Origin of the sequence: Geosporobacter subterraneus DSM 17957 (assembly GCF_900142145.1) — a bacterium.
Classification (GTDB): domain Bacteria; phylum Bacillota; class Clostridia; order Peptostreptococcales; family Thermotaleaceae; genus Geosporobacter; species Geosporobacter subterraneus.
The window spans coordinates 68,693-90,593 of sequence record NZ_FQZV01000011.1; the positions used below are offsets into that span (position 1 = coordinate 68,693).

The window sequence follows — 21,901 nt, forward strand, 5'->3', positions numbered from 1 at the left end:
CAAAGGGTATAGATGCACTCATCCATACCCTTTGTTTATTTCAACATTCTTAGTCCATCCATCAATTTTGGAATGATTTGCTTTTTCCTTGAAACCACATCAGGGACGAAAACCCCCTGCTGGAGCTCTATATCAAAGGCCACCGCCAGCAAGCTTTCATTGGCACACTGATAGAGCAAATAGGAGCCTTCACTGAGAATATCTGTAATCACCAGCAAAGTCAGATAATAGTTATTGTGTCCATGGACCCGTTGAATAAAGTCTAAAAACTGATGCTTACGATTAAAAACATCCTCAATATCCAGTGTAAATACCTGACTGATCCCCACCTTGACCCCTTCCAGCTGGAATTCTTTGAAATCCTTATAGAAGACTTCTTCTATGCTGTAGCCCTCTAAAGAAGTTCCCGCTTTAAACATTTCCATAGCATAGGTCTCTAAGTCAAGATTTAGTATCTGATTCAGTGCATCCAATGCATTTCGATCCCATAGAGTTGTTGTGGGAGATCGCAGTAAAAGTGTATCGGAGATAATTCCTGAAAGTAAAAGGCCTGCAATTTTAGGCGGGATTTCCACCCCAGCCTCCAAAAACAGATAATAGACAATGGTGCAGGTACTGCCCACAGGCATATTTCTGAAGCTGATCGGTATAGAGGTGGATATGTCACCGATCTTATGATGATCTACAATTTCGATAATCTCCGCCTCTGCCAGTCCCTCTGCACTTTGGGCATATTCGTTGTGGTCTACTAAAATTACCTTCTTTTTGTGAGGATTGATGATATGTCGCCTTCCGATAAACCCTAGGAATTTCTGATCTTGGTCAATCACCGGAAAGTTTCTGAAGGTGGTATGAATCATTTCATCCTTTACCTCTTCTAGATATTCTTCCTCATGAAACTGAATAATTCCCTGGCCCTTCATGATAGAAGCTATAAAGTTGCATTGGTTGATGAGCTTTGAAGTGGTAAAGGTATCTGTAGGCACCGACAGCATGTTTACTTTTTGGTCTGCTGCCCTCTGCACATATTTTTCAGGAATTGATTTTCCTCCTGTTACCAGGATAAGCTTTACTCCTACCTCAATGGCATTTTCTATGATACGGTAGCGGTCTCCCACGATAATGATATCCTCTTGGCTTAAGGTTCCCAGGATTGTATCATCATAAAAAGCCATGATTTTAATTCTTCCTTCGATTTCCTCGCAGGCCTTCACCAAGATATGCCCTTTTAAATCTGCAGTGAGATTTTCCAATGAGGTTTCTAATTTATAAAAGTTTCCTTTTATTAAACCCATGGCAATATCTTTCATGGTTACAATTCCCGCTAATCGCTGGTCCCCGTCCACAATAGGCAGTGTTTTTAGATTTTTTTCCTCCATCAGCTTATAGGCATGGAGAATTGAAGACTTTGGAGAAATTCCTTCCACCCGGTCGTAATTAAGATCCTTCAGCTGAATCTTAACATTTTTTATAAGCTGGGGTACGGGTGCCTGAAAGTAATCCAAAACAAACTTGGCTTCCTCTGTCAGATTCCCTAAAATGCAAGGGACTGTATCTTCCCCCATCCTATTCTTTAGACTAGAAAGAGCAATCGCCGATGTGACGGAATCCGTGTCCGGATTTTTATGTCCAAATACTAATAAGGCCATCTCCACTCTCCTTCCCTGTATCATTCTCTTTTTTATTTTCTTTCCCAGATAACCATATTATCATACCATTATTCATTTAAAAAGACTGCCTTTTCTATAGGCAGCCTCAGGTTGTTGACAAAGTAATGTTGCTCAATAAACCCCTCCTAAGCTTCCGAACAGGGACTTTGACGAGGTCACTTTTTTCAATGATCTATTTCAGAAAAAGTGGCCTTGTCACGGAGTCGAGAAGATCTTAGGAGGGGTTTATCATCAGTCTCAGACCGCCTTTTCTATAGGCAGCCTCTCTTTATTACAGTTGAAACTCTCTGGCCACTGCTTCAATCGCTTTCTGCTTATCTGCAGTATCAATGGCATAGGATATTCTGATTTCTGAGGTCGTAACCTGCTTGAATCCGATATTATGATCGGCAAATATTTTAAACATTTTCGCTGCCACACCGGATTGGCTTCTCATTCCGATTCCTACTACAGAAAGCTTCGTAATTGCGGTTTCAATGTCTACTTCTACCCCTTCAAAGCGTTCCTTAATCTTGTTCATAATGTCCTCAATAATATGCTGGTCGTTTTTAGGCGCTGTAAAGGAAACATTGACCAAACCATGGGAAGGTGCAGTCTGGCTGATCATGTCAATGTTGATATCCAGCTTTGCAAGTTCCTCAAAAATAAAGGAAATATTTTTAATGTCATAGGGTACATGATTGATTGTTACCATTAAATCCTTATCGCTTACGGATAATCCTGTAATCGCTCTACTTTCCATCGTCACATCATACTCCTTTATATAAGTTCCAGGCCAATCCTCTGTGCTCAAAGCAACATAAATCGGCACACTGTATTTTTGACCAATCTCTACCGCTCTCGTTTCCATGACTCCAGCCCCTAGACTGGCCATCTCCAGCATTTCCTCGTAGCTGATGGTATCCAGCTTTCTCGCAGTCGGTACCAATCTAGGATCTACTGAGTAGATTCCATCAACATCGGTATAAATTTCGCAGGTGCATCCCAGCTTTGCCGCCACCGCCACTGCAGTAGTATCGGAGCCGCCTCTGCCTAATGTGGTGATATCTCCATTGGCATTGATTCCCTGGAAGCCTGCTACCACTACAATTTTTTGCTGTGCTAAGTATTCTTTAATCCGTTCTGCATCGATATCCTGAATTCTTGCCTTTGTATGAAAGCCTTCTGTGATGATTCCTGCTTGAAACCCTGTCAAGGATACAGAATCATATCCCATTTCATTCAGAGCAATGGACAACAGGGAAATAGATACCTGCTCTCCCGTGGACATCAGCATGTCTAACTCTCTTCTGGAAGGCGTCTCACTGATCTCCTTTGCCATACCCAGCAGCATATCGGTAGTTTTTCCCATGGCCGATACTACCACTACAACACTATCACCTTTTTCTTTTCGCTGGGCAACCCGTTTTGCTACCTTCATAATCTTTTCGATGGTACCTACTGAAGTTCCGCCGTATTTCTGTACTACAATCGCCATACCTTCATCCTCCTAATACAATTCAGTTCTTTGTCTAACGGCTTCACACGTCTGTTTCAAAAACAAAAAACAGCCTGAGCGCAAAAGGTACTCAAAGCTGTTATCTATAACAACAGAATACGACTTTCCCCCTCGTGTGAAATAGCCCCTCACTGGTAAAATGGGTTCTTTACCAGTGACAGTCCTATATTTATTCAATATAGTCCCAGCTCTAGAAATCGAGGCAGATTTCTATGCTTCGGCAGTGATTCCTTTCTGGCAAGCTCTACGATGTCCTCAATCTCCCTTACCTTACTCATAATGCACCGCAACCTCTAAAACACAATCCCCAAAATCTTAAGTATACTTATTAAGTTTTTTTGTATTTTAACACATCCATTTTTTTCTGTCAACTTTTTTCCTCCTGCCTCTTTTGTCCTCTAACCCAGTCCATAACTATGAAAACGTTATCCTTTATCTTTTTGATATGCCAAAAACTGTTTCATTGACTTTTATATTTATGCATATTATTATAATAATATGCATAAAGCAATGTCTCTTTATCGCTTTAACACGGTATTCGACATTTTTTTCACAATGCATAAAATTCAAAAAGATGGTATCGTTTTCTTGAATTGATGGATGCTTGTATGCTATAATGAAAATACTTTAATTTAGCATTGGCCTAATAAAACTTAAGAAAGGGGAATACCCAATGGAAAACAGAATTCCTAGAAGAATTACTTTTCTCGAAGCATTGTTTGTCATTGTTTTCTTAATTGCAGCACTGATGAGCACGCTAATGTTATTTGGTGGAGACCCACATATGCCAATCCTGGCAACAACTGTACTAGCGTCTCTTATTGCAATTCGCGCAGGCTTTAAGTGGTCTGATATCGAAGAAGGTATCTTGGATACAATTAGAATGTCTATGCAGGCTATATTAATCCTTATGATCATCGGTGCCATTATTGGTACATGGATATTAGCCGGTATTGTTCCAACAATGATTTTCTATGGTTTAAAGATATTATCCCCAGGAATATTCCTGGTAGCTACTTGCTTAATTTGTGCCATTGTTTCTTTAGCAACAGGAAGCTCTTGGACAACTGCAGGTACCGTAGGTATTGCGTTGTTAGGGGTTGGCGGGGGCCTTGGCATTCCGCTTCCTATCGTAGCCGGTGCAATCATCTCTGGGGCTTATTTCGGAGACAAAATGTCACCCCTTTCCGATACAACAAATTTAGCGCCTGCAATGGCAGGTACAAACCTGTTTGACCATATTAAGCACATGACATTTACAACCGGGCCAAGCTTACTAATCGCATTGATTTTATATGGAATTATCGGATTCAAATATGCCGGTCAAGATTTAGATGTTGCTGCAATTAATACAATTTTAGACACTTTGGGCGAGCAGTTCGCGATTAATCCATTATTGCTGCTTCCACCGATTTTAGTAATCGCAATGGTTATCTTCAAGGTTCCTGCGATACCGGGACTCATTGGCGGAACCATATTAGGCGGTTTGTTTGCTGCAATGTTCCAAGGCGCAGGCATGTCAGAGATTATCGATGCAGCACATTACGGATTTGTTTCTGAAACTGGCATTGAAGCAGTTGATGAATTATTGAGCCGTGGAGGATTGGACAGTATGATGTGGACGATTTCTCTGATTCTTCTGGCCATGTCCTTTGGCGGAACTTTAGAAAAAACCGGCATGCTGGAAGTAATCGCAGAAAAAATTCTTGCTTTCGCAAAGAATACAGGTTCATTGGTAACTGCAACAATCTTAACGTGTATCTTTACAAACTTGACCACTGGCGACCAGTATCTTTCAATCGTAGTACCTGGTAGAATGTACCGTCAGATCTATGCAGATCGTGGACTCCATCCTAAGAACCTATCCAGATGTCTTGAAGATTCCGGAACACTGACTTCTCCATTGGTACCATGGAATACATGCGGGGCCTTCATGATGAGTACTTTGGGAGTCCATCCTTTTGCTTATCTGCCATATACATTCCTAAATCTTATTAACCCACTGGTTTCTATTTTCTATGGTTTCACTGGAATCACCATGGAAAAGCTGCCGCAAGGAGAAGGTCAAAAGCAAAACTAATGTATCTACAAGCTGCCTTTATCCACGGATAAAGGTGGTTTTTTTATTTTAAAGAAGTATCCGCATTTCGGATTATTCATCTCCAACAGATCCTGCTCATCTATAGGAAATAACATGCATTGCTTAGGTCTGATCCAATCGTTCCTATCATGGATCTTACAGGTATTCAAATCTGTGAGATAAATACACCGATACCCCAGCTGGCAGCAGGCACCGCACATTTTACAGCTCCCTTCTCTTCTTTCCAGCTGCTTTTGTACATACGCTTGTTTGAAATGGGATAGATAGAAACGACGAACTTTACCCCTGTAGTGCTTCAGCTCCATTCAATGTCACCTTTCATCTGTATAATAAAACCTCTCAATATTTCAGCATAGCCAAATTGAGAGGTTTTCATTCCTGCTTTAGTTTTTATAGCTTAACCCATAGCCTACAGCAATAACTGCTATCACTTCTGATATAGACAGGGGCTGCAAGAAAGGAATATTGATGACTTGTGCCAGCCCATCCAGTATAAGCAGCATTAATGGAATGTTCAGAAATATCAGTCTTATTCTTGCCTCCTCATCCTTATTTGCCCCCATTGCCCTAAAAATGCTATAGCCAATACACAATAATACCATTCCCTGTACAAAGCCCAGACCCAGTTTCCAATAGTGGTCCAGCCGTATCTCATAACCCATGAAGGCAGAGGGTATTACCGATACCTTCGCAGTAGTAATAAACAGCAAGTAGAAGAGCAGCAGAGGAAAAAGACGCAGCATGAACCGGTTGGCGGTTACACGCTTTCTGCCATATAAATGTCTTATGGTAAAGAAAAAAGATATGGGAATTGCTACAGAGGAAAATAGCAATGACCTTTTCCAATGCTCCAGAATATGCCATTCCAGACCTAAGCCGAATATGATCATTCCTGCATATCGCAGGATAACCAGTAGCATCATGGTACTGACTACCCATCTTGTAGTTTTGCAGTCTATGGCTGCTGCCCTATAGATATTGTGAAGAGCTATAGTCCCCGCCAAAAAACCGATTCCATAATAGACTCCTGTCATCCAGAACATAATCTCCCTCCCTGTCCTTTATTTCTCTAATATATATGCAATAAAAGGAAAAAAATTAGTCCTGAGTAGAATGAAAAAAACATCCTCGATGCTTTCGCTAGGAAACCCTAGGTTTCCTTCGACGGCTGCTTTGCAGCCTGAGCACCTTCCTGAATGCAGGTAGGGGATTGTATCCCCTACAACCCCTTTTTTCATATAATTTAATATGAAAAATCCTCCCTCTAAAAAGAAGGAGGATTTTCGTCTATAGGTATTGTTTTTTAGTGATGGATTGGCTTGTGAATGGCACCGTGGGCAGCCTCCATCATGATTTCTGACAGGGTTGGATGGGGGTGAATTGCCTGGGCAACATCGTATACGGTTCCTTCCATTTGCATGGATACAATGGCTTCTGAAATCATATCTGTTGCATGGACTGCCATAATATGAACCCCCAAGATTTCACCATATTGCTTTTCTGCCACAATTTTCACAAAGCCAATGCTTTCACCCTCTGCTAAGGCCTTTCCGTTGGCACTGAGGGGAAATTTACTGACAGCGACATCATAACCCTGCTTCCTGGCCTCCTGTTCTGTCAGGCCTACTGTAGCAATCTCCGGAAAGCTGTAAATGCAGGAAGGTACAATGTCATAATTAATCTTATTCTCTTGGCCAAATATGTTTTCTACAGCAGTGATTCCTTCTGCTGAAGCCAAATGGGCCAGCTGATATTTTCCATTTACATCTCCGACGGCATAGACTCCCGGGATATTGGTTTCTAATTTTTCATTGGTCTGAATACCGTTCTTATCCATTTGCAGCCCTAATACTTCTAGTCCCTCCGTATTAGGCTTTCTTCCAAGGCTAACCAGTATTTTATCTCCATAGCAGATTTTTTCTTGTCCTTCGACCTCCAGCACTGCGGATTTGCCTTGGATTCGCTTAATCTGGCTGTTGGTTACAATATTGACTCCCTTGTCAACTAGGTGCCGCTGAAGCCCTTCTGCCAGCTCCCTTTCTATATTGGTAAGGATCCTAGCAGATCTTTGCACCAGCGTTACTTTGCTGCCTAGTGCATTAAATAGGGTTGCGAATTCAACAGCAATCACACCACCCCCTAGGATTACGATCGCCTCTGGCAGACTCTTCAATGCCAGTGCCTCCTTACTGGTGATCGCGATACCGGTTTTCACCGCTTCCTCTATTCCCTCTATTGGAGGCATTACTGCCCTGGAACCTGTAGCAATAATAAGATTTTTTCCCTTTATAATTTGTCCGGCTACACTGACTGTAGCTTTATCCAGCACCTTCCCAGTACCTTGGAATACTTCTACCCCGTTTCTTTTCAGCAGATTGCTTACGCCATTGACCAGCCGTTTTACTACGGCGTCCTTTCGAATATTCATTTGTTCCCAGTTGACGCGGATTTTGCTCTGATCAATACCCTCTATACCAAAAAAATCGCTTTTTTTCACTTCTTCAAAGAGTCGTGCACTCTTTAACAACGCCTTGGTAGGAATACAACCCCAGTTGAGGCAGACCCCTCCAATATCCTCTTTCTCAATCAAGGCTACCCGCCCCCCCATCTGTGCTGCTTTAATTGCCGCTACATAGCCTCCGGGGCCGGCCCCTAGAATAATAACATCATAAATCAATTGGACACCACCTCTCCAGAACCCCAGCGCTTACAGCAGTGTAAGCTTGTAGGGGTCTGATAGATACTTCTTCAGGGTATTGATAAATCTTCCTGCATCTCCGCCATCTACGATGCGATGGTCAAAGGATAGGGATAGGGGCAGCATATACCGAAGCACCAGCTTATCTTCACGAACTACCGGCTTCTTCTCTATTTTTCCGATGCCGATAATGGCTGCTTCGGGATAATTGATCACCGGCACACCAAAGGTAGAGCCCACAGCACCATAATTGGTAATAGAGAAAGTACTGCCCTTCAACTCTTCTATTTTCAGCTTCTTCATTCTGGCTCTCCCACTGAGATCTTCCAATTCCTTTGCCAGCTCAAAGATGCTCTTTTTATCTACGTCCTGTATCACCGGAACCATTAGACCTTCTTCTGTATCTACAGCAATGCCTAAATGGTAGAATCGCTTTAATAATAATTCTTGGTTTTCCTCATCATAGGAGCTGTTCAACTTTTCATTTTCCTTTAACGCCAAGCATACTGCTTTCATGATAAAAGGCATGAAGGTAATGCTTACACCATAATCTGCAAAAAACCTTTCTTTTATCTTATTTCTAAATTGAACCAGCTCCGTTACGTCAGCCTCATCCATAGCAGTTGCATGGGGGGCTGTATATTTGGATTGAGCCATCTTTTTTGCAATAGTCTTTCTCATCATGCTGAGAGGTACTCTTTCAATTTTTCCTGATCCGGATGGAAGAATTCCCGTACCCGGTGTTTCCTGTACAGCAACTGCCGCAGGCTTCTTCTCATTGCTCTCCCCAGCCCTGCGAATATCCTCCTTCATAATCCTTCCACCTGGTCCGGTACCTTTTATGGTTCGTATATCTAACCCCAAGTCATAGGCCATCTTTCGTGCAACAGGCGTGGCCAATACTTTCTGAGGGATTTCCTTTTCTGTAAAACTGTTTTTCCTGCCCTCTGCACTGGAAGGAATCACTTCAGAGGATGCCTCCAATGCACCTACTACTCCGGCATTCTCTTCTTCTACCACTTGGACTGTCGGCTCTGATGCAGCTTCTTGAGAAACCTTACCACTTTGGTCCTCAATGCGGATAATCACCTGTCCTACATGAATGGTACCTCCCACTGCTGCCAATAGTTCTGAAACCTTTCCGCTATAGGGGGATGGCAGCTCTGCATTTACCTTGTCGGTTTCAACTTCTGCCAGGGGATCTCCTGCCTTCACCCTATCTCCAACCTTTACATGCCATTTGAGAAGAATCCCTTCGTGGACACCTTCTCCGATATCGGGAAACTTAAATTCGCGAATCATACAAATCCCCTCCTAGGTTAAGAAGTTTACAACTTCGTTTATTTTCTCATAAATCATATCGGGATGGGGCATATAGAATTGCTCTCCTCTTGGCAATGGCACAATTATATCTGGAGCTGTTACCCGAGCTGGCGGTGCTTCTAAATGCAAGAAAGCTTTTTCATTTACAAGAGCAATAATTTCAGAAGCAACACTAAAGCTCTTGACGGCTTCCTGTACAATCAGGATTCTACCTGTCTTTTTCACAGACTTGATGATGGTTTCACGATCCATAGGCGCGATGGTTCTCAGGTCGATAACCTCTGGATGGATACCCTTCTCATTGGCTTTTTCTACAGCTTTTAGGGTATCTCTCACCATTGCACCCCAGGTGACAATGGTAAGATCCTCCCCTTCTTTCACAATGTTTGCCTTACCGATTTCTATAACGTAATCGTCTTCCGGCACTTCCTGCTTGAAAGCCCGATAAATTCTTTTGGGTTCCATAAAAATTACAGGATCAGGGTCCCTGAGTGCAGCCAGCAACAATCCCTTGGTGTCATAAGGAGTTGAAGGCGCTACCACCTTAAGGCCCGGTATATGGGCAAACAGTGCTTCAGGACTTTCCGAATGGTGTTCTAAGGCCCGGATGCCGCCGCCGAATGGGAATCGAATCACCATAGGCAGCGTATATCTGCCCCGGGAGCGGTTTCTCATTCGGGATACATGGCTGATAATCTGATTGAAGGCCGGATAGGTAAACCCACAAAATTGAAGCTCAACCACAGGCTTAAGACCGTTAATGGCCATTCCTACTGCCATTCCTACGATACCGGACTCCGATATCGGTGTATCAAAGCATCTCTCTACGCCAAACTTTGCCTGCAAATCTACCGTTGCTCTAAAAACGCCGCCCTCGTATCCTACGTCTTCACCAAACACCACGATAGACGGGTCTTTTTCCATTTCCTGCATAAGGGCATAATTCAGGGCTTGAATATTATTGAATACTGGCATTATAACATCCCCCTTTCCTGAAAGAAGGCTTTCCATTCTGCATATTGCTCTCTTAAAATCGGAGTCATCTCCGCATACTGATACATAAATATATCATCAAAGACTGTACCGCCATTTTGTTCAATATCTGAAAATACTTTTTCCACTTCTTCTTCCTTTTCTGCGACAAAAGCTTTCTCCATTTCCTGGTTCCATAACCCCCGTTTTTCCAGGTAAATCCTGAAGCGTTTCACAGGGTCTTTCTCCCGCCATGCCTCTACTTCCGCATCATCCCTATATCTGGTTGGATCATCGGAGGTGGTGTGGGCGCCCAATCTATAGGTATACGCCTCAATCAATGTGGGGCCTTCGCCGGCTCTGGCACGGTCTACTGCCTCCTTTGTCGCTGCATACATGGCAAAAATATCATTTCCATCAACCTTGATGCCCTTAAAACCATAGGCATAGGCTTTTTGTGCAAAAGTTTCAGAAGCAGTCTGGAAGTGTTTGGGCACAGAAATCGACCACTGATTATTTTGGCAAAGGAATATAGTAGGTGTTTTATATACACCGGCCAGATTCATGGCTTCATGAAAATCTCCTTCAGAAGTTCCACCATCTCCAAAATAAGCAATGGATACTTCATCCAATCCTCTTACCTTCGCTGCATAGCCCAATCCTACCGCATGAAGCAGCTGTGAAGAGATGGGAATGGATACCGGCAGGATTCGAATATCTTCTGATACTTTGCTTCCCATTTCATTACCGTACCAATAAAGATATAATGTCTTTAAATCCACTCCTCGGGTAAGCCAGGCACCCAGTTCACGAAAAGCAGGTGCCATCCAGTCCCTCTGTTCTAAAGCATAGGCACTGCCGATTTGGCAAGCCTCCTGGCCTTCATTGGGAGCATAGGTCAGCATCCTCCCCTGCCGTTGATACATAAGAGCCTTGCGATCTACCACTCTGGTGAAAAGCATTATTTTAAACAATCTTACCAGTTCATCCTCTGGTATTTCCGGTAAAAGTTTTTCTTCTATGACATTGCCGTCCGGGTCTAATATCTGCAGCATTTTTCCTTCAAAAGGATTGTATTGATCTACAAGCATGAAATTCCCTCCCTCATGTCTTTTTCAAATATATAACCTTTTTTTGATGACTTAAACAAATTTATGGAAGCACTAATCAATGGACATGCAAAATTAATTGCAAATCTTTATCACCTATAGATAAAAGCTGTGTTATGCTATTTATAGACTGGAAAAGCATTGCAACAGGACTAAATTGGCAAATCCGTGTCTGTATTTTTAAAATAGGCCTCTAACAATTGAGTGTATATTGAACTACCTTTCTTCTAAATAAAAAGGAGCAGACACAAGGCCTACCCCAAAATTGATAATCAGTTTCTATATAATTGCATATCCCTAAGCTTTTACAGGAGCGTCCATTTTGATGCCGGACACTTTGAGGGCTGTTTTTACTGTTCCATAAACCACCAGGGTCATAAATATATTCACCAGAGCTGTAGGCAGCACAACTACTGAAAAGAGAGTTGTAAAAGGTGCCGGCAGGCCTGAAATCATCAGTGCGGAAGCTAAGAAGATACTTCCGCTGATCACAGTTCCTACAAAGGCGATTACTCCCGTGGCCACTGGATTTCCTTCAAATCTGCTCAGTGCTTTAATCATATAATACACCACTATACAGGTAATCAGCTTGTCAATGATATTGGGCAGCTGACCTCCGGGGAAGGTGGTGGTCATAGCCGTAATTAAACCGCCTAAAAGGCCTGTTAATAGTGCATTTTTAAATTCACGGTTAATCAGCAGAGATACAAAGATAACAGAAAGCATAATATCTCCTTTCATACCTCCTATTAAACCGGGTATTAGCTGACGTAAAATAAAACCAATGGCCATTAGCAATGCTGTGAGTATATTTTTTCTTAACATTATCCATCTCTCCTTTTTGTTTTTTTCATTTTCCCAACGCCAATCCACTTCTTCTGATGTTCACAACATACTAATCACCTCCTGTATTTTCTCTTTTTAGGCAAAATAAAAAGTCCTTCATCCCAAAAGGGACGAAAGACTTGCTTCCGCGGTACCACCCAAATTAGATAGAATAGAACTATCTCTCTCACCAGATACAGAGTTGCCTCGATATCCTGTTCCTATAACGGGAAACTCCCGGCCCCGGCTACTGAAATCTTTCACCTGGCTTCTCCCAAGTCCATTCACCAGTATCCTCGCTATCGGGCTTCCACCACCCCCGACTCGCTGCAGCTAGATCTTCCGGCTACTTCTCTTGTTCAACGAATTTAATTTATTGTTATGATTTTAATACATAAAAGTGGTGAAGTCAATAGATTTTGAAAATTTTTTCATATTTATTTTCTCGCTGAAATAAGTTAAAATAGATATAGATTATAAGAATAATAATCATTATCTTTTATATAGACTCCAAAGGGTGGGAGAAAGGAACAAAGTATGAGCATACAGGTAAATTTTATCTGCAAAACTGAAATTAAAAAAGGTCTAAATGCACTGAAGGCCGCTAAGGAAGCCAAGGTTAAAATCAAAGCTCCCTGTGACGGGAAAGGCAAGTGCGGCAAGTGTTTAATTAGAATCCTAGATGGAGATGTATCAGAGCCTACAAAACAGGAAAAAAAGCTGCTAAGTAAGAGCAAACTTGAAAAAGGCTATCGCTTGGCTTGCGAGACAACTATTTCACAGAACACGGTCATTGAGATACCGGAAAAAAGCTAGCATTTATGCTAGCTTTTTTATACAATATATAGCTTCTTATTAAATAACTTTTCAAAAACTCTATCACTCTTCATGGCAGCAGCGATTTCCAATTCCGGCGTATTGCTTGTCTTTAACATCATCTGTACGCTATCGGGCGTGATATAGCAGCTAATGTCCTCTACACTGCCCGATTCATTGCGGTCCAGCTTTTCTGCAATCCGCACAAAGACACTGAGCCTTTTGATGATTTCATAATCATTTTTATCGATGAGCATGTTATAGTTTTTCCAGTCAACTTTGAATTCTTCATTCCGATGCATGGCTACAATGAAGGCACACATTACCAATTCGCGATTTCTCAAGCCGTTGAGTCTGGAGTTTAATGCCAGATAAAAACCATGCTTGTGGTGGTTATAATAATCTACATACATCCCTATATCATGGAGCTGGGCACCTACATAGAGAAGCTTTCGTTCCTCTTCACCATACCCATGCAGGGGCTGCAGCTGGTCAAATATTGATAACGCCAGCTTTGTCACATGCTCACAATGCTCTAGGTTCACATCGTAGTTTTTTAATGTATTCTCAACGCTGTGGCTTAGTACATCCTCCAGGATTTCGTCCTCATAACCCAATGTTTCCAAATAATATTTGAAGAACATTCCCTCCCGGAGACCGTTCCCGCTAATAACAATTTTGTCTGCTTTCAGTAAATCCATCAGAGCCTTTACCGGTACAAGCCCTCCCGCTATAATATCCGCACGATCCTTTTCTACACCCGGTATATCCTTACGGGACTCTATATTGGCCTTTGTCACTAGATCATAGGCATATAGGACTTCCTTATATTCCATGGTATAATTATGAAGACTCTCTAAAGGAAATCCAATCTTTCTCTTATCTATTTTTGCCAGCGTTCGAATAGAACCTCCAAGGCCTACTACCGGGAGGCCATCCACCCTAGACAGCCATTCAATATCTTTATACTGCTTCGTCACATAATCTATGAGCTTCTTGATACCCTCTTGAGTATAATTTCCTTTCCCCAGAAATTTCTCTGTTAGTGTGACTGCTCCAAAGGGCAGACTAATCGCTTCTTTCATCCTCCGATTTTCCACCCATACCAATTCTGTACTGGCACCGCCGATATCTACGATGACACAGTCCCCTATCTTTATACTGTTAATCACACCCATATAATCCAGATAGGCTTCTTCTTCACCGGATATTACGCGGAAATCAAACCCGGTTTCCAGCTTGATTTTATCTAAAAAGGCCTGCTGGTTTACGGCATTACGGACAGCTGCTGTTGCAATGGCGAAGACCTCATCTGCTTTATGAGCTTCTATCAATTTTTTAAAGAGCTTTAGGGTAAATAGGGTCCTTTTGATAGCCAAGGGCTTTAAAGTCATCTCATCCCCCATGTCCTCACTGAGTCTCACCATTTCTTTTGCCTGATCCATCATTTTATAGGATCCATCCTCGTAGATTTTCATAATGATCATCCGTACAGAGTTGGAGCCTAAATCTATAATAGCAATTTTCTTTCTCATAGCTTCACCTTCTATTCTTCCTTCCGGTCCATTGCCACCTCATCTATACCGCCTTCGTTATTGGATAAAATCGGTTCAAAAAAGGACTTATTTGTCTCTTTATTATACTGCTTTACACGCTCATGGGCAATCTGACAAAATTCATTTTGAGAATGCCGATGCTTTTTTCCCCGTCGGTCTATCTTCCTATACCGCCCTTCTATATTTAGAAATCTTGCTTTTACATTATCCTCTAAAATGATTTGCAATATACTGATCAACCGATCCTTCATGTTTTTTTCTTCTACGGGGAATAGAAGCTCTACCCTTCTATCCAGATTTCTCGGCATCCAATCTGCACTGGAGAGATAAACATCCTCCCGGCCCCCATTATAAAAATAGAAGATTCTGCTATGCTCCAGGAAGCGGCCTACAATGCTTCTTACGTTAATGTTGTCGCTTACACCTGCTATACCGGTCCGCAAGCAGCAGATTCCCCGTACCGCCAGGTCGATCTTTACCCCGGCTGCCGATGCACGATACAATGCTAAAATGATTTCCTTGTCTACCAAAGAGTTCATCTTTGCAATAATTCTTCCCTTTCCTCCCGCAAGACAAATCTCCCGCTCACGATCAATCATTTCTAAAAACCTGTTTCTTAAGCCCTTCGGCGCAGTTTCAATTTTATGCCATCCTGGCGGCTCAGAGTACCCCGAAAGCATATTGAACACAGCAGATACATCTGCACCAAAATATTCACTTTTGGTAAACATTCCAATATCTGTATAATATCTGGCCGTAATATCGTTATAATTCCCTGTTCCCAGATGAACATACCGCTTAATACCCGATTCCTCTTGTCGAACCACTAAAATAATCTTGCAGTGGGTTTTTAAGCCTACTAGACCGTAGATCACATGACATCCGGCTTTTTCCAGCCTTTTTGCCCATTGAATATTGTTCTCCTCATCGAAGCGCGCCTTAACCTCTACTAGCACAGTCACCTGCTTGCCTCTTTCCGCCGCATCCTCTAGGGCCCTGACAATGGGGGAATCTCCGCTGACACGATATAGAGTCTGTTTAATAGCCAATACTTTTGGATCTTGAGCCGCATGTTTCACAAAGGCTACAACAGGATCAAAGGATTCATAGGGATGATGCAGCAAAATATCTTTTTTGCTGATGGCCTCAAATATATCCGCTTCTCCTAAAAGATCTCCCGGAATCTGGGGGTCATTCTCAGGATACTTCAGGTGAGCATAGTCTCCCAAACTGTATATCTTCATCAGGAAGGTCAAGTCTAGTGGGCCATTGACATAGTATATATCTCCGTGATGAATTTCCAACTCATTCTTAAGCATTTCCACTAAACGGCCATCCATCTTTTCATCTACCTCCAGCCGTATAGCAGCTCCCCACTTTCTCATCTTTAGAGATTTTTCGATCTCAATCAGCAGATCCTCCGCTTCTTCCTCTTCAATGCTTAAATCCGCATTTCGGGTAATACGATAGGGATATGCACAAACAACATCTTTTCCCTGAAAGAGCTTATCAATATTCATGATAATAACTTCTTCTAACAGCACAAAGTATCGCATTTCTCTTTCATCTGAGGGCAGTTCGATCAGTCTCGGCAGTACAGAAGGTACTTGGACAGTGGCGAAAATATACCCTTCTTCAGATGCTTTATCTTTGATCAGGATGCCTATATTTAAACTTTTATTCAGGATCAACGGAAAGGGTCTGCTGGAATCAACGGCCATTGGCGTCAGCACTGGGTATATCATCTCAAGAAAAAAGCTTTCTAAATAAGCTCTCTGCTCCTTTGTAAAATCCTCCCGGTAAAGAATACGAATCCCATTTTTCTTCAATCCGGGCACCAGTGCCCTATTAAAGGAGGTATACTGCTCATCCACCAACCTATGGGTCCTAATAGAAATTCTTTTAAGCTGATGTTTCGGCGTCAGTCCTGAAGGATCTGGCCGGTTAAAGCCTGCATTAACTTGATCCTTAAGTGAAGCTACCCGTATCATAAAAAACTCATCTAGATTTGAGCTTACAATTGCTAAAAACTTAAGACGCTCAAAAAGTGGATTCTTCCGATCCCGTGCTTCCTCCAATACCCGGTCATTAAATTCCAGCCAACTGAGCTCCCGGTTGATAAAATATTCTGGTTTATCGAAATTCAGCTTATTCATATGCCCATCTTCCTCTTTAATCTCATAATTGGGGTTACACCAAAAACTTCTTTAAAAAATTCTGCCTTTGTCTCAAAGGTCCATTCTTCCAGTAAAAGATCCTCTTCTGCATCAATCCGAAATATAATTTCTTTTTCTTCCCATAGGATCTGTACTGTCTTGATTTTTTGCCGATGGCTTCGGTCTAAAGCATCGGCTAAGCGTATAATGGCTACTAATTTTGAAACAATTACCCGGTTTTCTTCACTAAGCCTTCTGAAGTTATCATGGTCTGCCCGTGGAACCGCCTTGCTGTGATAACGGGCGATGTTGGCTATAATCTCCATCTCTTCTCTAGATACCCCGATCAAATTGGAGGCTAAGATGATATGGTAAGAATAAATATAATGTTCCAGCGGATTAACAAATTTCCCAATATCGTGCAAGATCGCTGCCAACTGCAGCAAAAACCGCTGTCTTTCTCCTAGTCCGTGCATGGGCTTTAATGCATCAAAAATTAACAGTGCCTTTTCCTCTACTGCTCTCCCATGCTTTTCATCGTATTTATATTTTGCAGCCAAATAACGGGCAGAGTGAATGATATCTTCCATAAAGTCTCTTTTTCTTTGAGTGTTAAACTTTGTATCAATGATATCGGAGATAATTCCATCCCGCAGTGAAACCAAAGGCGCATGGATTCCCTTGGCCTGTGTCATATTGAAAAATTTCTTAAAAATCATCATGGAAGGGAGCAGGATATCGGCCCTTTCCTGAGCTAATCCATACTGTTTTGCGGCATAGTGATTGGGATGCTCCATTAATTCTTTATAAACCAGCATAAAATCTTCTTTTTTGATATATTTCAGTTTATCATAGTCATTGGTTTTATTACATAGCTGACTTATAATTCGGATTTCTCCCCCAAGAGCTATAAAATTTTTAAAACTGCCTTTTTCTGTTGAAACATCCAGACGGTCAATATTGCTGCTTATATATTCTTCCAACAGTCTTGGATAATTCAAGGTTCTGTTCTCAATACTGGAGAGAACCTCCCGCAATCTCAGTGAACCCAGTTTAATATTTTCCGTGATGGCTAGGTGGTTGTTTTTGTAAACGGATATTTCAACACTGCCTGAGCCAATATCTACAATCATAGCCCCTTCAGATCTTATTTTTTGATGATTGGGTAGATTTTCCCGAATAGATTTATAGGTTAGGAACCGTTCTTCCCCATTATCGATTACATCGATCATTAATCCGGTTTTTAGTTTGATCTGATCAACGATATAGTCTCTGTTTTGAGCTTCTCGAATCGCACTGGTAGCTACTGCTCTATAGGTTTTAATTTGATAATCATTCATTAACTTTTTAAAACCTTTTAGAATTTCACAGGTTTCATCCACCGTCTCAAACCGTACTTTTCCCATGGCAAAGGTATCCCGTCCCAATGATATAGGATGACGAAGCATTTCCAATATTTTTACCTCTTCCGTTCCATGGACTTCTACAATTTTCATCCGAAGTGCATGGGAGCCGATATCGATACTTGCCATCGTCTCTCTTTTTGTTTTTTGACTCATTAAGAATCCTCCCCAGAACAGTTCTTTTGATTATATTACCCACATTCTTTACAATGCATCATGGATGTTTTCAATTATCTCTTATAATTTTGACAAATTCTTCTTTGAGTTTTTCTTATGCATTATAACATACAGAGGCACTTATTTTGTTAATACTATGTTAATGAAGGAAATTTCTGCTGAACAGGTATAAGAAATATTGCTTTAAAAGTGTAATTTTACACTTTATAATAAGAGTAGGAGGTGCTGCATATGAAAGGATGTTTATTAATACACGGCTATACCGGTGGTCCCTTTGAAGTTGAACCCTTGGCTGATTGCTTGAAAAAGGAGGGTTTCATCACCCTATGTCCTACCTTGCACGGTCATGGCGGTATCCGAAAAAATCTTAGATACTCTTCCTATAAAAAATGGCTGGACTCCGCAGATCAGGCATATAAAGAACTTTCAAGGCAGTGTGATGAAATAACTGTTATTGGTTTTTCCATGGGGGGACTGTTGGCCTTTCAATTAGCTCATAAGTACAAGCCAAAATGCATGGTATCCATGAGCACTCCCATTTACTGTATCGATTTTAAAAATCTGAAGGATGACCTTCTATTAAACATTCGAACCAAAAATAATCAGCGGCTGAAGGAATATTTCTTCTCCTGCTTTACTCCGATGGCTGCGAATCTGAACTTTCGCATTTTGCTTCACCATTCAAAACGCCTGCTTCCTGAACTGAATTTGCCAGTAATGGTAGTTCAGGGAGCAAAGGATCCGGTAGTAAGGGCAGAAAGTGCCCGGTTTATTTATAACACGATTCCTTCGGACCAAAAATCACTTTGTTTTTACGAAAAAAGCAATCATCTATTGCATTATAGCTGCGAAAAGGACAGGATCTATGATGCCATCATAGATTTCATAAAGCAGCATGGCTAACCATAAATTTGGTTAAATTCCATCATTTATGGTATGATAGAAATAGAAATGATTAACCTGAAGGAGATGATTTGAATGAAACTGAAATATTTAGGCCATGCCTCTTTCTATGTAGAGGAGGGAAGCTTTAAAGCCCTTGTAGACCCTTTTATATCCAACAACCCTAATGCACCGGTAAAAACATCAGATTTTAATGATATAACCCATATATTTGTTACCCATGGCCATGGTGATCACTTAGGAGATACGGTAACCATTTCCAACCGTACTAATGCCACGGTGATTACCAACTATGAAATTTCCAATTACTTAAGCGGCAAAGGCGTTCCAACCCATCCGATGCACATTGGCGGGAGAACAAAATTTGATTTTGGCATCGTAAAAATGACTCCTGCTTTACATGGTTCAGCTATCGAAACCATCAGTGGATTGATCTACGGTGGAAATCCCTGCGGGTTTATCATAGAGGTAAATGGCAAGAAATTTTATCATGCAGGGGATACGGGCTTAACCATGGATATGCAGCTTCTAGCTGTTGAAAACATTGATGTAGCCATACTTCCTATTGGCGGAAACTTTACAATGGATATTGAGGATGCGGTACGGGCAGTGGAATTCATCCAGCCTAAGAAGGTGATTCCTATGCATTATGGCACTTTCCCGGTCATTACTGCAGATCCGGAGATCTTCAAAGAGAAAGTTACCGCTGCTGAAACGATTATTCTAAAACCTGGAGAGGTTTTCGTATTCTAATTTTCCACATATAAATGAGAAAAAGCTTAACATCCCGTTAAGCTTTTTCTCATTTATATAGTATTCCGAAAAGGGTATCCAAAAAATAATTATTCATTTCATCGGTTCCAAGAGTCACCCGAATACAGGTCTGATATTTCTCATGGAGAATAGGCTTCACTACAATCCCGCGTTCTAACAATCGTCTATACATCTCTACGCTGTTTACACCTGTATTAATCATAATAAAATTACCGCTGGAATTATAATAGGAAATACCTTGTTTTTCCAGCTGCCTAACCATCAGGGCTTTGCTTTTCTGGTTGGAATATTTAATTTTTCCGATGTGAATCGGGTCATCAAGACTTGCCTCCGCTGCAATTAACCCCAAAGTATTGGTATTGAAAAGCAGGCGTACATCGTCCAGCTTCTGAATAATTTCACTTTTGCCCACCGCATAGCCAATTCTACAGGCAGCTAATCCGTATATTTTAGAAAATGTTCTAACCGCTAGAATATTCTTTTTGCTGATATATCGAATCCCACTTACATGGGCATACTCGTACTCGGCATAGGCTTCATCCAACAGCAAAATCACATGTTCAGGCAAGGATTCAATAAACTGCTCCAAAGCTAACCCTGATATAAAGGCCCCTGTGGGATTGTTTGGATTGCACAAAATAATCATTCTTGTCTGATTGGTAATGGATTTCTGAATCTCTACCAAATCAAAATTACCCATGGGCATATCTAAAAACCTGCAGATTCCCTGGCAGCGCTCCACCCCTATAGCGTAATTATCATAGGTTGGGGTAGGGATAATCACTTCATCCCCCTTCTGCAGCAGCCCTCTAAGAATCAGATCAATAACCTCATCGGCTCCATTGCCAATCAATATTTGCTCCTTCTCAATATCCCACAGACTGCAAAGCTTTCGCTTCAGACTGGCTGCCTGTGGGTCGGGGTAAAACTGTAAGTTTTCAACAGCTTCCTTTATAACCTCCAAGGCCTTTGGAGAAGGCCCGTAGACATTTTCATTATTGGACAGTTTAATAATCAGTTCTTTATTTAGAATTCTTTTAATTTCGCTCTCTGGATATTCCTTAATGTTTAATAAATTGGGAATGCTTTGTATATCCATATTTTTCCCCCTTGCAGGACCATAAAGCCAAGTCTTTGTCTTAAAATTCTTGAAAATAATAAAACAATTATATCAACTTTCAATTTTTATGTCAACAAATCATCAGCCCAAGGACTCTATATAAAATCCTGCAATGGTTAGAAATAGGCCAATAAATATAAGTATGATGGCAAAGTTCAGATCTAACTGTTTATTGCTTCTCTCATATTCCGTGAATTTTCTAGGTCCTGTCAAATCCATACGATAGGCTGCCTGGGGGTGAGCCCCGCTTTTTGCTGAAGCGTTAGACATGAATCCCGATATGGTTACATCCCCGCCAAAGGTGCCTAAAAGCCCCACTGTAAGCACTAGAATTCCTACCCCCAGCATCCCCTTCCAAAGCGTTATGCCTAATACATGAAGCATCAACATAACCACACCTGAACCGATGAAAGCAGCTGCCAGTTGTTTCATTAAATTCAATATCCATTTCATAAAATCCCCCCTTTTATATAATTATTAGCTCGTTGCAGAACTCTACAACTCGCACAAATACTGCATTTTAATCTATTGAAATGGCTAAGTTTCCCCCGTTTTGGGTATATATACATTGTGAAATTGTACATAACTCAAAACTTACAAGAAAGGAGAAACTTATGCCAATTTCAGCGAAACAATTAAATCTTTGTGATATCTCATCTGACTTTGATAAGTTCTTTCATCAGGATCAAAATAATCTACTTTCTCTATTAAACCAACATATTGATATTACTCCGTTTATCCCTTTTTCTTTTTATCAAAAGTATTATTCTTCACTAGGTACCAATCGAGACTATTCTCTT

General features: G+C 41.3%; 19 protein-coding genes, 1 riboswitch and 1 other annotated feature. Of the genes, 5 read left to right on the forward strand and 14 right to left on the reverse strand.

The genetic code is table 11. From position 1 onward, the window contains the following. Nucleotides 1–35: 35 nt before the first annotated feature. Nucleotides 36–1,649: a putative manganese-dependent inorganic diphosphatase gene (locus BUB56_RS05035; protein ID WP_110940279.1), complete on the reverse strand. Its 1,614-nt coding sequence runs from the start codon at nt 1,647–1,649 to the stop codon at nt 36–38. Nucleotides 1,650–1,941: 292 nt separating this feature from the next. Beyond that, complete coding sequence (locus tag BUB56_RS05040; protein ID WP_110940280.1) at nt 1,942–3,147, reverse strand: aspartate kinase; 1,206 nt, start codon at nt 3,145–3,147, stop codon at nt 1,942–1,944. 134 nt (nt 3,148–3,281) lie between these two features. Next, nucleotides 3,282–3,472, reverse strand: a riboswitch (Lysine riboswitch). 369 nt (nt 3,473–3,841) lie between these two features. Here BUB56_RS05040 and nhaC point away from each other — a divergent pair. Continuing rightward, nucleotides 3,842–5,248 (forward strand): Na+/H+ antiporter NhaC, encoded by a 1,407-nt coding sequence (nhaC, locus tag BUB56_RS05045; protein ID WP_110940281.1) that lies wholly within the window; start codon nt 3,842–3,844, stop codon nt 5,246–5,248. A 5-nt stretch (nt 5,249–5,253) separates the two neighbouring features. Here the strand turns inward: nhaC and BUB56_RS05050 are convergent, their stop codons facing one another. The 7 genes from BUB56_RS05050 to BUB56_RS05080 all read right to left on the reverse strand — a co-directional run bounded on the left by BUB56_RS05050 (nt 5,254) and on the right by BUB56_RS05080 (nt 12,196). Continuing rightward, on the reverse strand, nt 5,254–5,574 hold the full coding sequence (locus BUB56_RS05050; protein WP_110940282.1) for a hypothetical protein: 321 nt from the start codon (nt 5,572–5,574) through the stop codon (nt 5,254–5,256). A gap of 78 nt (nt 5,575–5,652) precedes the next feature. Further along, nucleotides 5,653–6,312: a hypothetical protein gene (locus BUB56_RS05055; protein WP_110940283.1), complete on the reverse strand. Its 660-nt coding sequence runs from the start codon at nt 6,310–6,312 to the stop codon at nt 5,653–5,655. A 260-nt stretch (nt 6,313–6,572) separates the two neighbouring features. After that, nucleotides 6,573–7,946: a dihydrolipoyl dehydrogenase gene (lpdA, locus tag BUB56_RS05060; protein ID WP_110940284.1), complete on the reverse strand. Its 1,374-nt coding sequence runs from the start codon at nt 7,944–7,946 to the stop codon at nt 6,573–6,575. Nucleotides 7,947–7,976: 30 nt separating this feature from the next. After that, nucleotides 7,977–9,269 (reverse strand): dihydrolipoamide acetyltransferase family protein, encoded by a 1,293-nt coding sequence (locus BUB56_RS05065; RefSeq protein ID WP_207650401.1) that lies wholly within the window; start codon nt 9,267–9,269, stop codon nt 7,977–7,979. A 12-nt stretch (nt 9,270–9,281) separates the two neighbouring features. Beyond that, the gene (locus BUB56_RS05070) at nt 9,282–10,265 is read right to left on the reverse strand and encodes an alpha-ketoacid dehydrogenase subunit beta (RefSeq protein WP_110940285.1); all 984 of its coding nucleotides are present in this window, start codon (nt 10,263–10,265) and stop codon (nt 9,282–9,284) included. Next, nucleotides 10,265–11,353, reverse strand: coding sequence for a pyruvate dehydrogenase (acetyl-transferring) E1 component subunit alpha (gene pdhA, locus BUB56_RS05075; protein ID WP_110940286.1), 1,089 nt, complete (start codon nt 11,351–11,353; stop codon nt 10,265–10,267). Before pdhA ends, BUB56_RS05070 begins: the two co-directional genes overlap by 1 nt. 315 nt (nt 11,354–11,668) lie before the next feature. Then, entirely contained in the window at nt 11,669–12,196 is a 528-nt protein-coding gene (locus BUB56_RS05080; protein ID WP_242946224.1) for a tryptophan transporter, read from the reverse strand. 124 nt (nt 12,197–12,320) lie between these two features. Continuing rightward, nucleotides 12,321–12,568: a binding site (T-box leader), on the reverse strand. A gap of 165 nt (nt 12,569–12,733) precedes the next feature. Between BUB56_RS05080 and BUB56_RS05085 the strand changes: the two genes are divergently transcribed. Beyond that, nucleotides 12,734–13,012 (forward strand): 2Fe-2S iron-sulfur cluster-binding protein, encoded by a 279-nt coding sequence (locus BUB56_RS05085; RefSeq protein WP_110940287.1) that lies wholly within the window; start codon nt 12,734–12,736, stop codon nt 13,010–13,012. A 17-nt stretch (nt 13,013–13,029) separates the two neighbouring features. On the opposite strand, the gene ppx is transcribed toward BUB56_RS05085, so the two are convergent. Genes ppx through BUB56_RS05100 form a run of 3 tightly spaced genes read right to left on the reverse strand, consistent with a single transcriptional unit; the run spans nt 13,030 to nt 18,283 of the window. Then, nucleotides 13,030–14,547, reverse strand: a complete 1,518-nt coding sequence (gene ppx / locus BUB56_RS05090) for an exopolyphosphatase (protein WP_110940288.1) — start codon at nt 14,545–14,547, stop codon at nt 13,030–13,032. Nucleotides 14,548–14,558: 11 nt separating this feature from the next. Continuing rightward, nucleotides 14,559–16,724: an RNA degradosome polyphosphate kinase gene (locus BUB56_RS05095; RefSeq protein ID WP_110940289.1), complete on the reverse strand. Its 2,166-nt coding sequence runs from the start codon at nt 16,722–16,724 to the stop codon at nt 14,559–14,561. After that, nucleotides 16,721–18,283: a Ppx/GppA phosphatase family protein gene (locus BUB56_RS05100; protein WP_110940290.1), complete on the reverse strand. Its 1,563-nt coding sequence runs from the start codon at nt 18,281–18,283 to the stop codon at nt 16,721–16,723. Before BUB56_RS05100 ends, BUB56_RS05095 begins: the two co-directional genes overlap by 4 nt. A 252-nt stretch (nt 18,284–18,535) precedes the next feature. Between BUB56_RS05100 and BUB56_RS05105 the strand changes: the two genes are divergently transcribed. Both BUB56_RS05105 and BUB56_RS05110 read left to right on the forward strand, forming a co-directional pair. Further along, nucleotides 18,536–19,207, forward strand: a complete 672-nt coding sequence (locus BUB56_RS05105) for an alpha/beta hydrolase (protein ID WP_110940291.1) — start codon at nt 18,536–18,538, stop codon at nt 19,205–19,207. A 75-nt stretch (nt 19,208–19,282) separates the two neighbouring features. Beyond that, nucleotides 19,283–19,960, forward strand: coding sequence for a metal-dependent hydrolase (locus tag BUB56_RS05110; RefSeq protein WP_110940292.1), 678 nt, complete (start codon nt 19,283–19,285; stop codon nt 19,958–19,960). 49 nt (nt 19,961–20,009) lie between these two features. Here the strand turns inward: BUB56_RS05110 and hisC are convergent, their stop codons facing one another. Beyond that, a complete protein-coding gene (gene hisC / locus BUB56_RS05115) occupies nt 20,010–21,080 on the reverse strand; it encodes a histidinol-phosphate transaminase (protein WP_110940293.1) in 1,071 nt (356 codons plus the stop codon). A gap of 102 nt (nt 21,081–21,182) precedes the next feature. Then, nucleotides 21,183–21,554 carry a hypothetical protein gene (locus tag BUB56_RS05120; protein WP_110940294.1) on the reverse strand — a complete coding sequence of 124 codons (372 nt, stop codon included), beginning with the start codon at nt 21,552–21,554 and terminating at the stop codon, nt 21,183–21,185. Between the two features lie 161 nt (nt 21,555–21,715). On the opposite strand from BUB56_RS05120, the gene BUB56_RS19640 reads away from it, so the two are divergent. Continuing rightward, nucleotides 21,716–21,901: hypothetical protein (locus BUB56_RS19640; RefSeq protein WP_330392558.1), on the forward strand; the 186-nt coding region annotated here is incomplete at its 3' end.

Coding starts and splice junctions, on each gene's coding strand:
- BUB56_RS05095 (WP_110940289.1), bottom strand. CDS start 16,724: ATGAATAAGCTGAATTTCGATAAACCAGAATATTTTATCAACCGGGAG.
- BUB56_RS05035 (WP_110940279.1), bottom strand. CDS start 1,649: ATGGCCTTATTAGTATTTGGACATAAAAATCCGGACACGGATTCCGTC.
- pdhA (WP_110940286.1), bottom strand. CDS start 11,353: ATGCTTGTAGATCAATACAATCCTTTTGAAGGAAAAATGCTGCAGATA.
- BUB56_RS05050 (WP_110940282.1), bottom strand. CDS start 5,574: ATGGAGCTGAAGCACTACAGGGGTAAAGTTCGTCGTTTCTATCTATCC.
- BUB56_RS05070 (WP_110940285.1), bottom strand. CDS start 10,265: ATGCCAGTATTCAATAATATTCAAGCCCTGAATTATGCCCTTATGCAG.
- ppx (WP_110940288.1), bottom strand. CDS start 14,547: ATGAGAAAGAAAATTGCTATTATAGATTTAGGCTCCAACTCTGTACGG.
- BUB56_RS05040 (WP_110940280.1), bottom strand. CDS start 3,147: ATGGCGATTGTAGTACAGAAATACGGCGGAACTTCAGTAGGTACCATC.
- nhaC (WP_110940281.1), top strand. CDS start 3,842: ATGGAAAACAGAATTCCTAGAAGAATTACTTTTCTCGAAGCATTGTTT.
- BUB56_RS05105 (WP_110940291.1), top strand. CDS start 18,536: ATGAAAGGATGTTTATTAATACACGGCTATACCGGTGGTCCCTTTGAA.
- BUB56_RS05080 (WP_242946224.1), bottom strand. CDS start 12,196: ATGTTAAGAAAAAATATACTCACAGCATTGCTAATGGCCATTGGTTTT.
- hisC (WP_110940293.1), bottom strand. CDS start 21,080: ATGGATATACAAAGCATTCCCAATTTATTAAACATTAAGGAATATCCA.
- BUB56_RS05110 (WP_110940292.1), top strand. CDS start 19,283: ATGAAACTGAAATATTTAGGCCATGCCTCTTTCTATGTAGAGGAGGGA.
- BUB56_RS05055 (WP_110940283.1), bottom strand. CDS start 6,312: ATGTTCTGGATGACAGGAGTCTATTATGGAATCGGTTTTTTGGCGGGG.
- BUB56_RS05065 (WP_207650401.1), bottom strand. CDS start 9,269: ATGATTCGCGAATTTAAGTTTCCCGATATCGGAGAAGGTGTCCACGAA.
- BUB56_RS05120 (WP_110940294.1), bottom strand. CDS start 21,554: ATGAAATGGATATTGAATTTAATGAAACAACTGGCAGCTGCTTTCATC.
- BUB56_RS05085 (WP_110940287.1), top strand. CDS start 12,734: ATGAGCATACAGGTAAATTTTATCTGCAAAACTGAAATTAAAAAAGGT.
- BUB56_RS05100 (WP_110940290.1), bottom strand. CDS start 18,283: ATGAGTCAAAAAACAAAAAGAGAGACGATGGCAAGTATCGATATCGGC.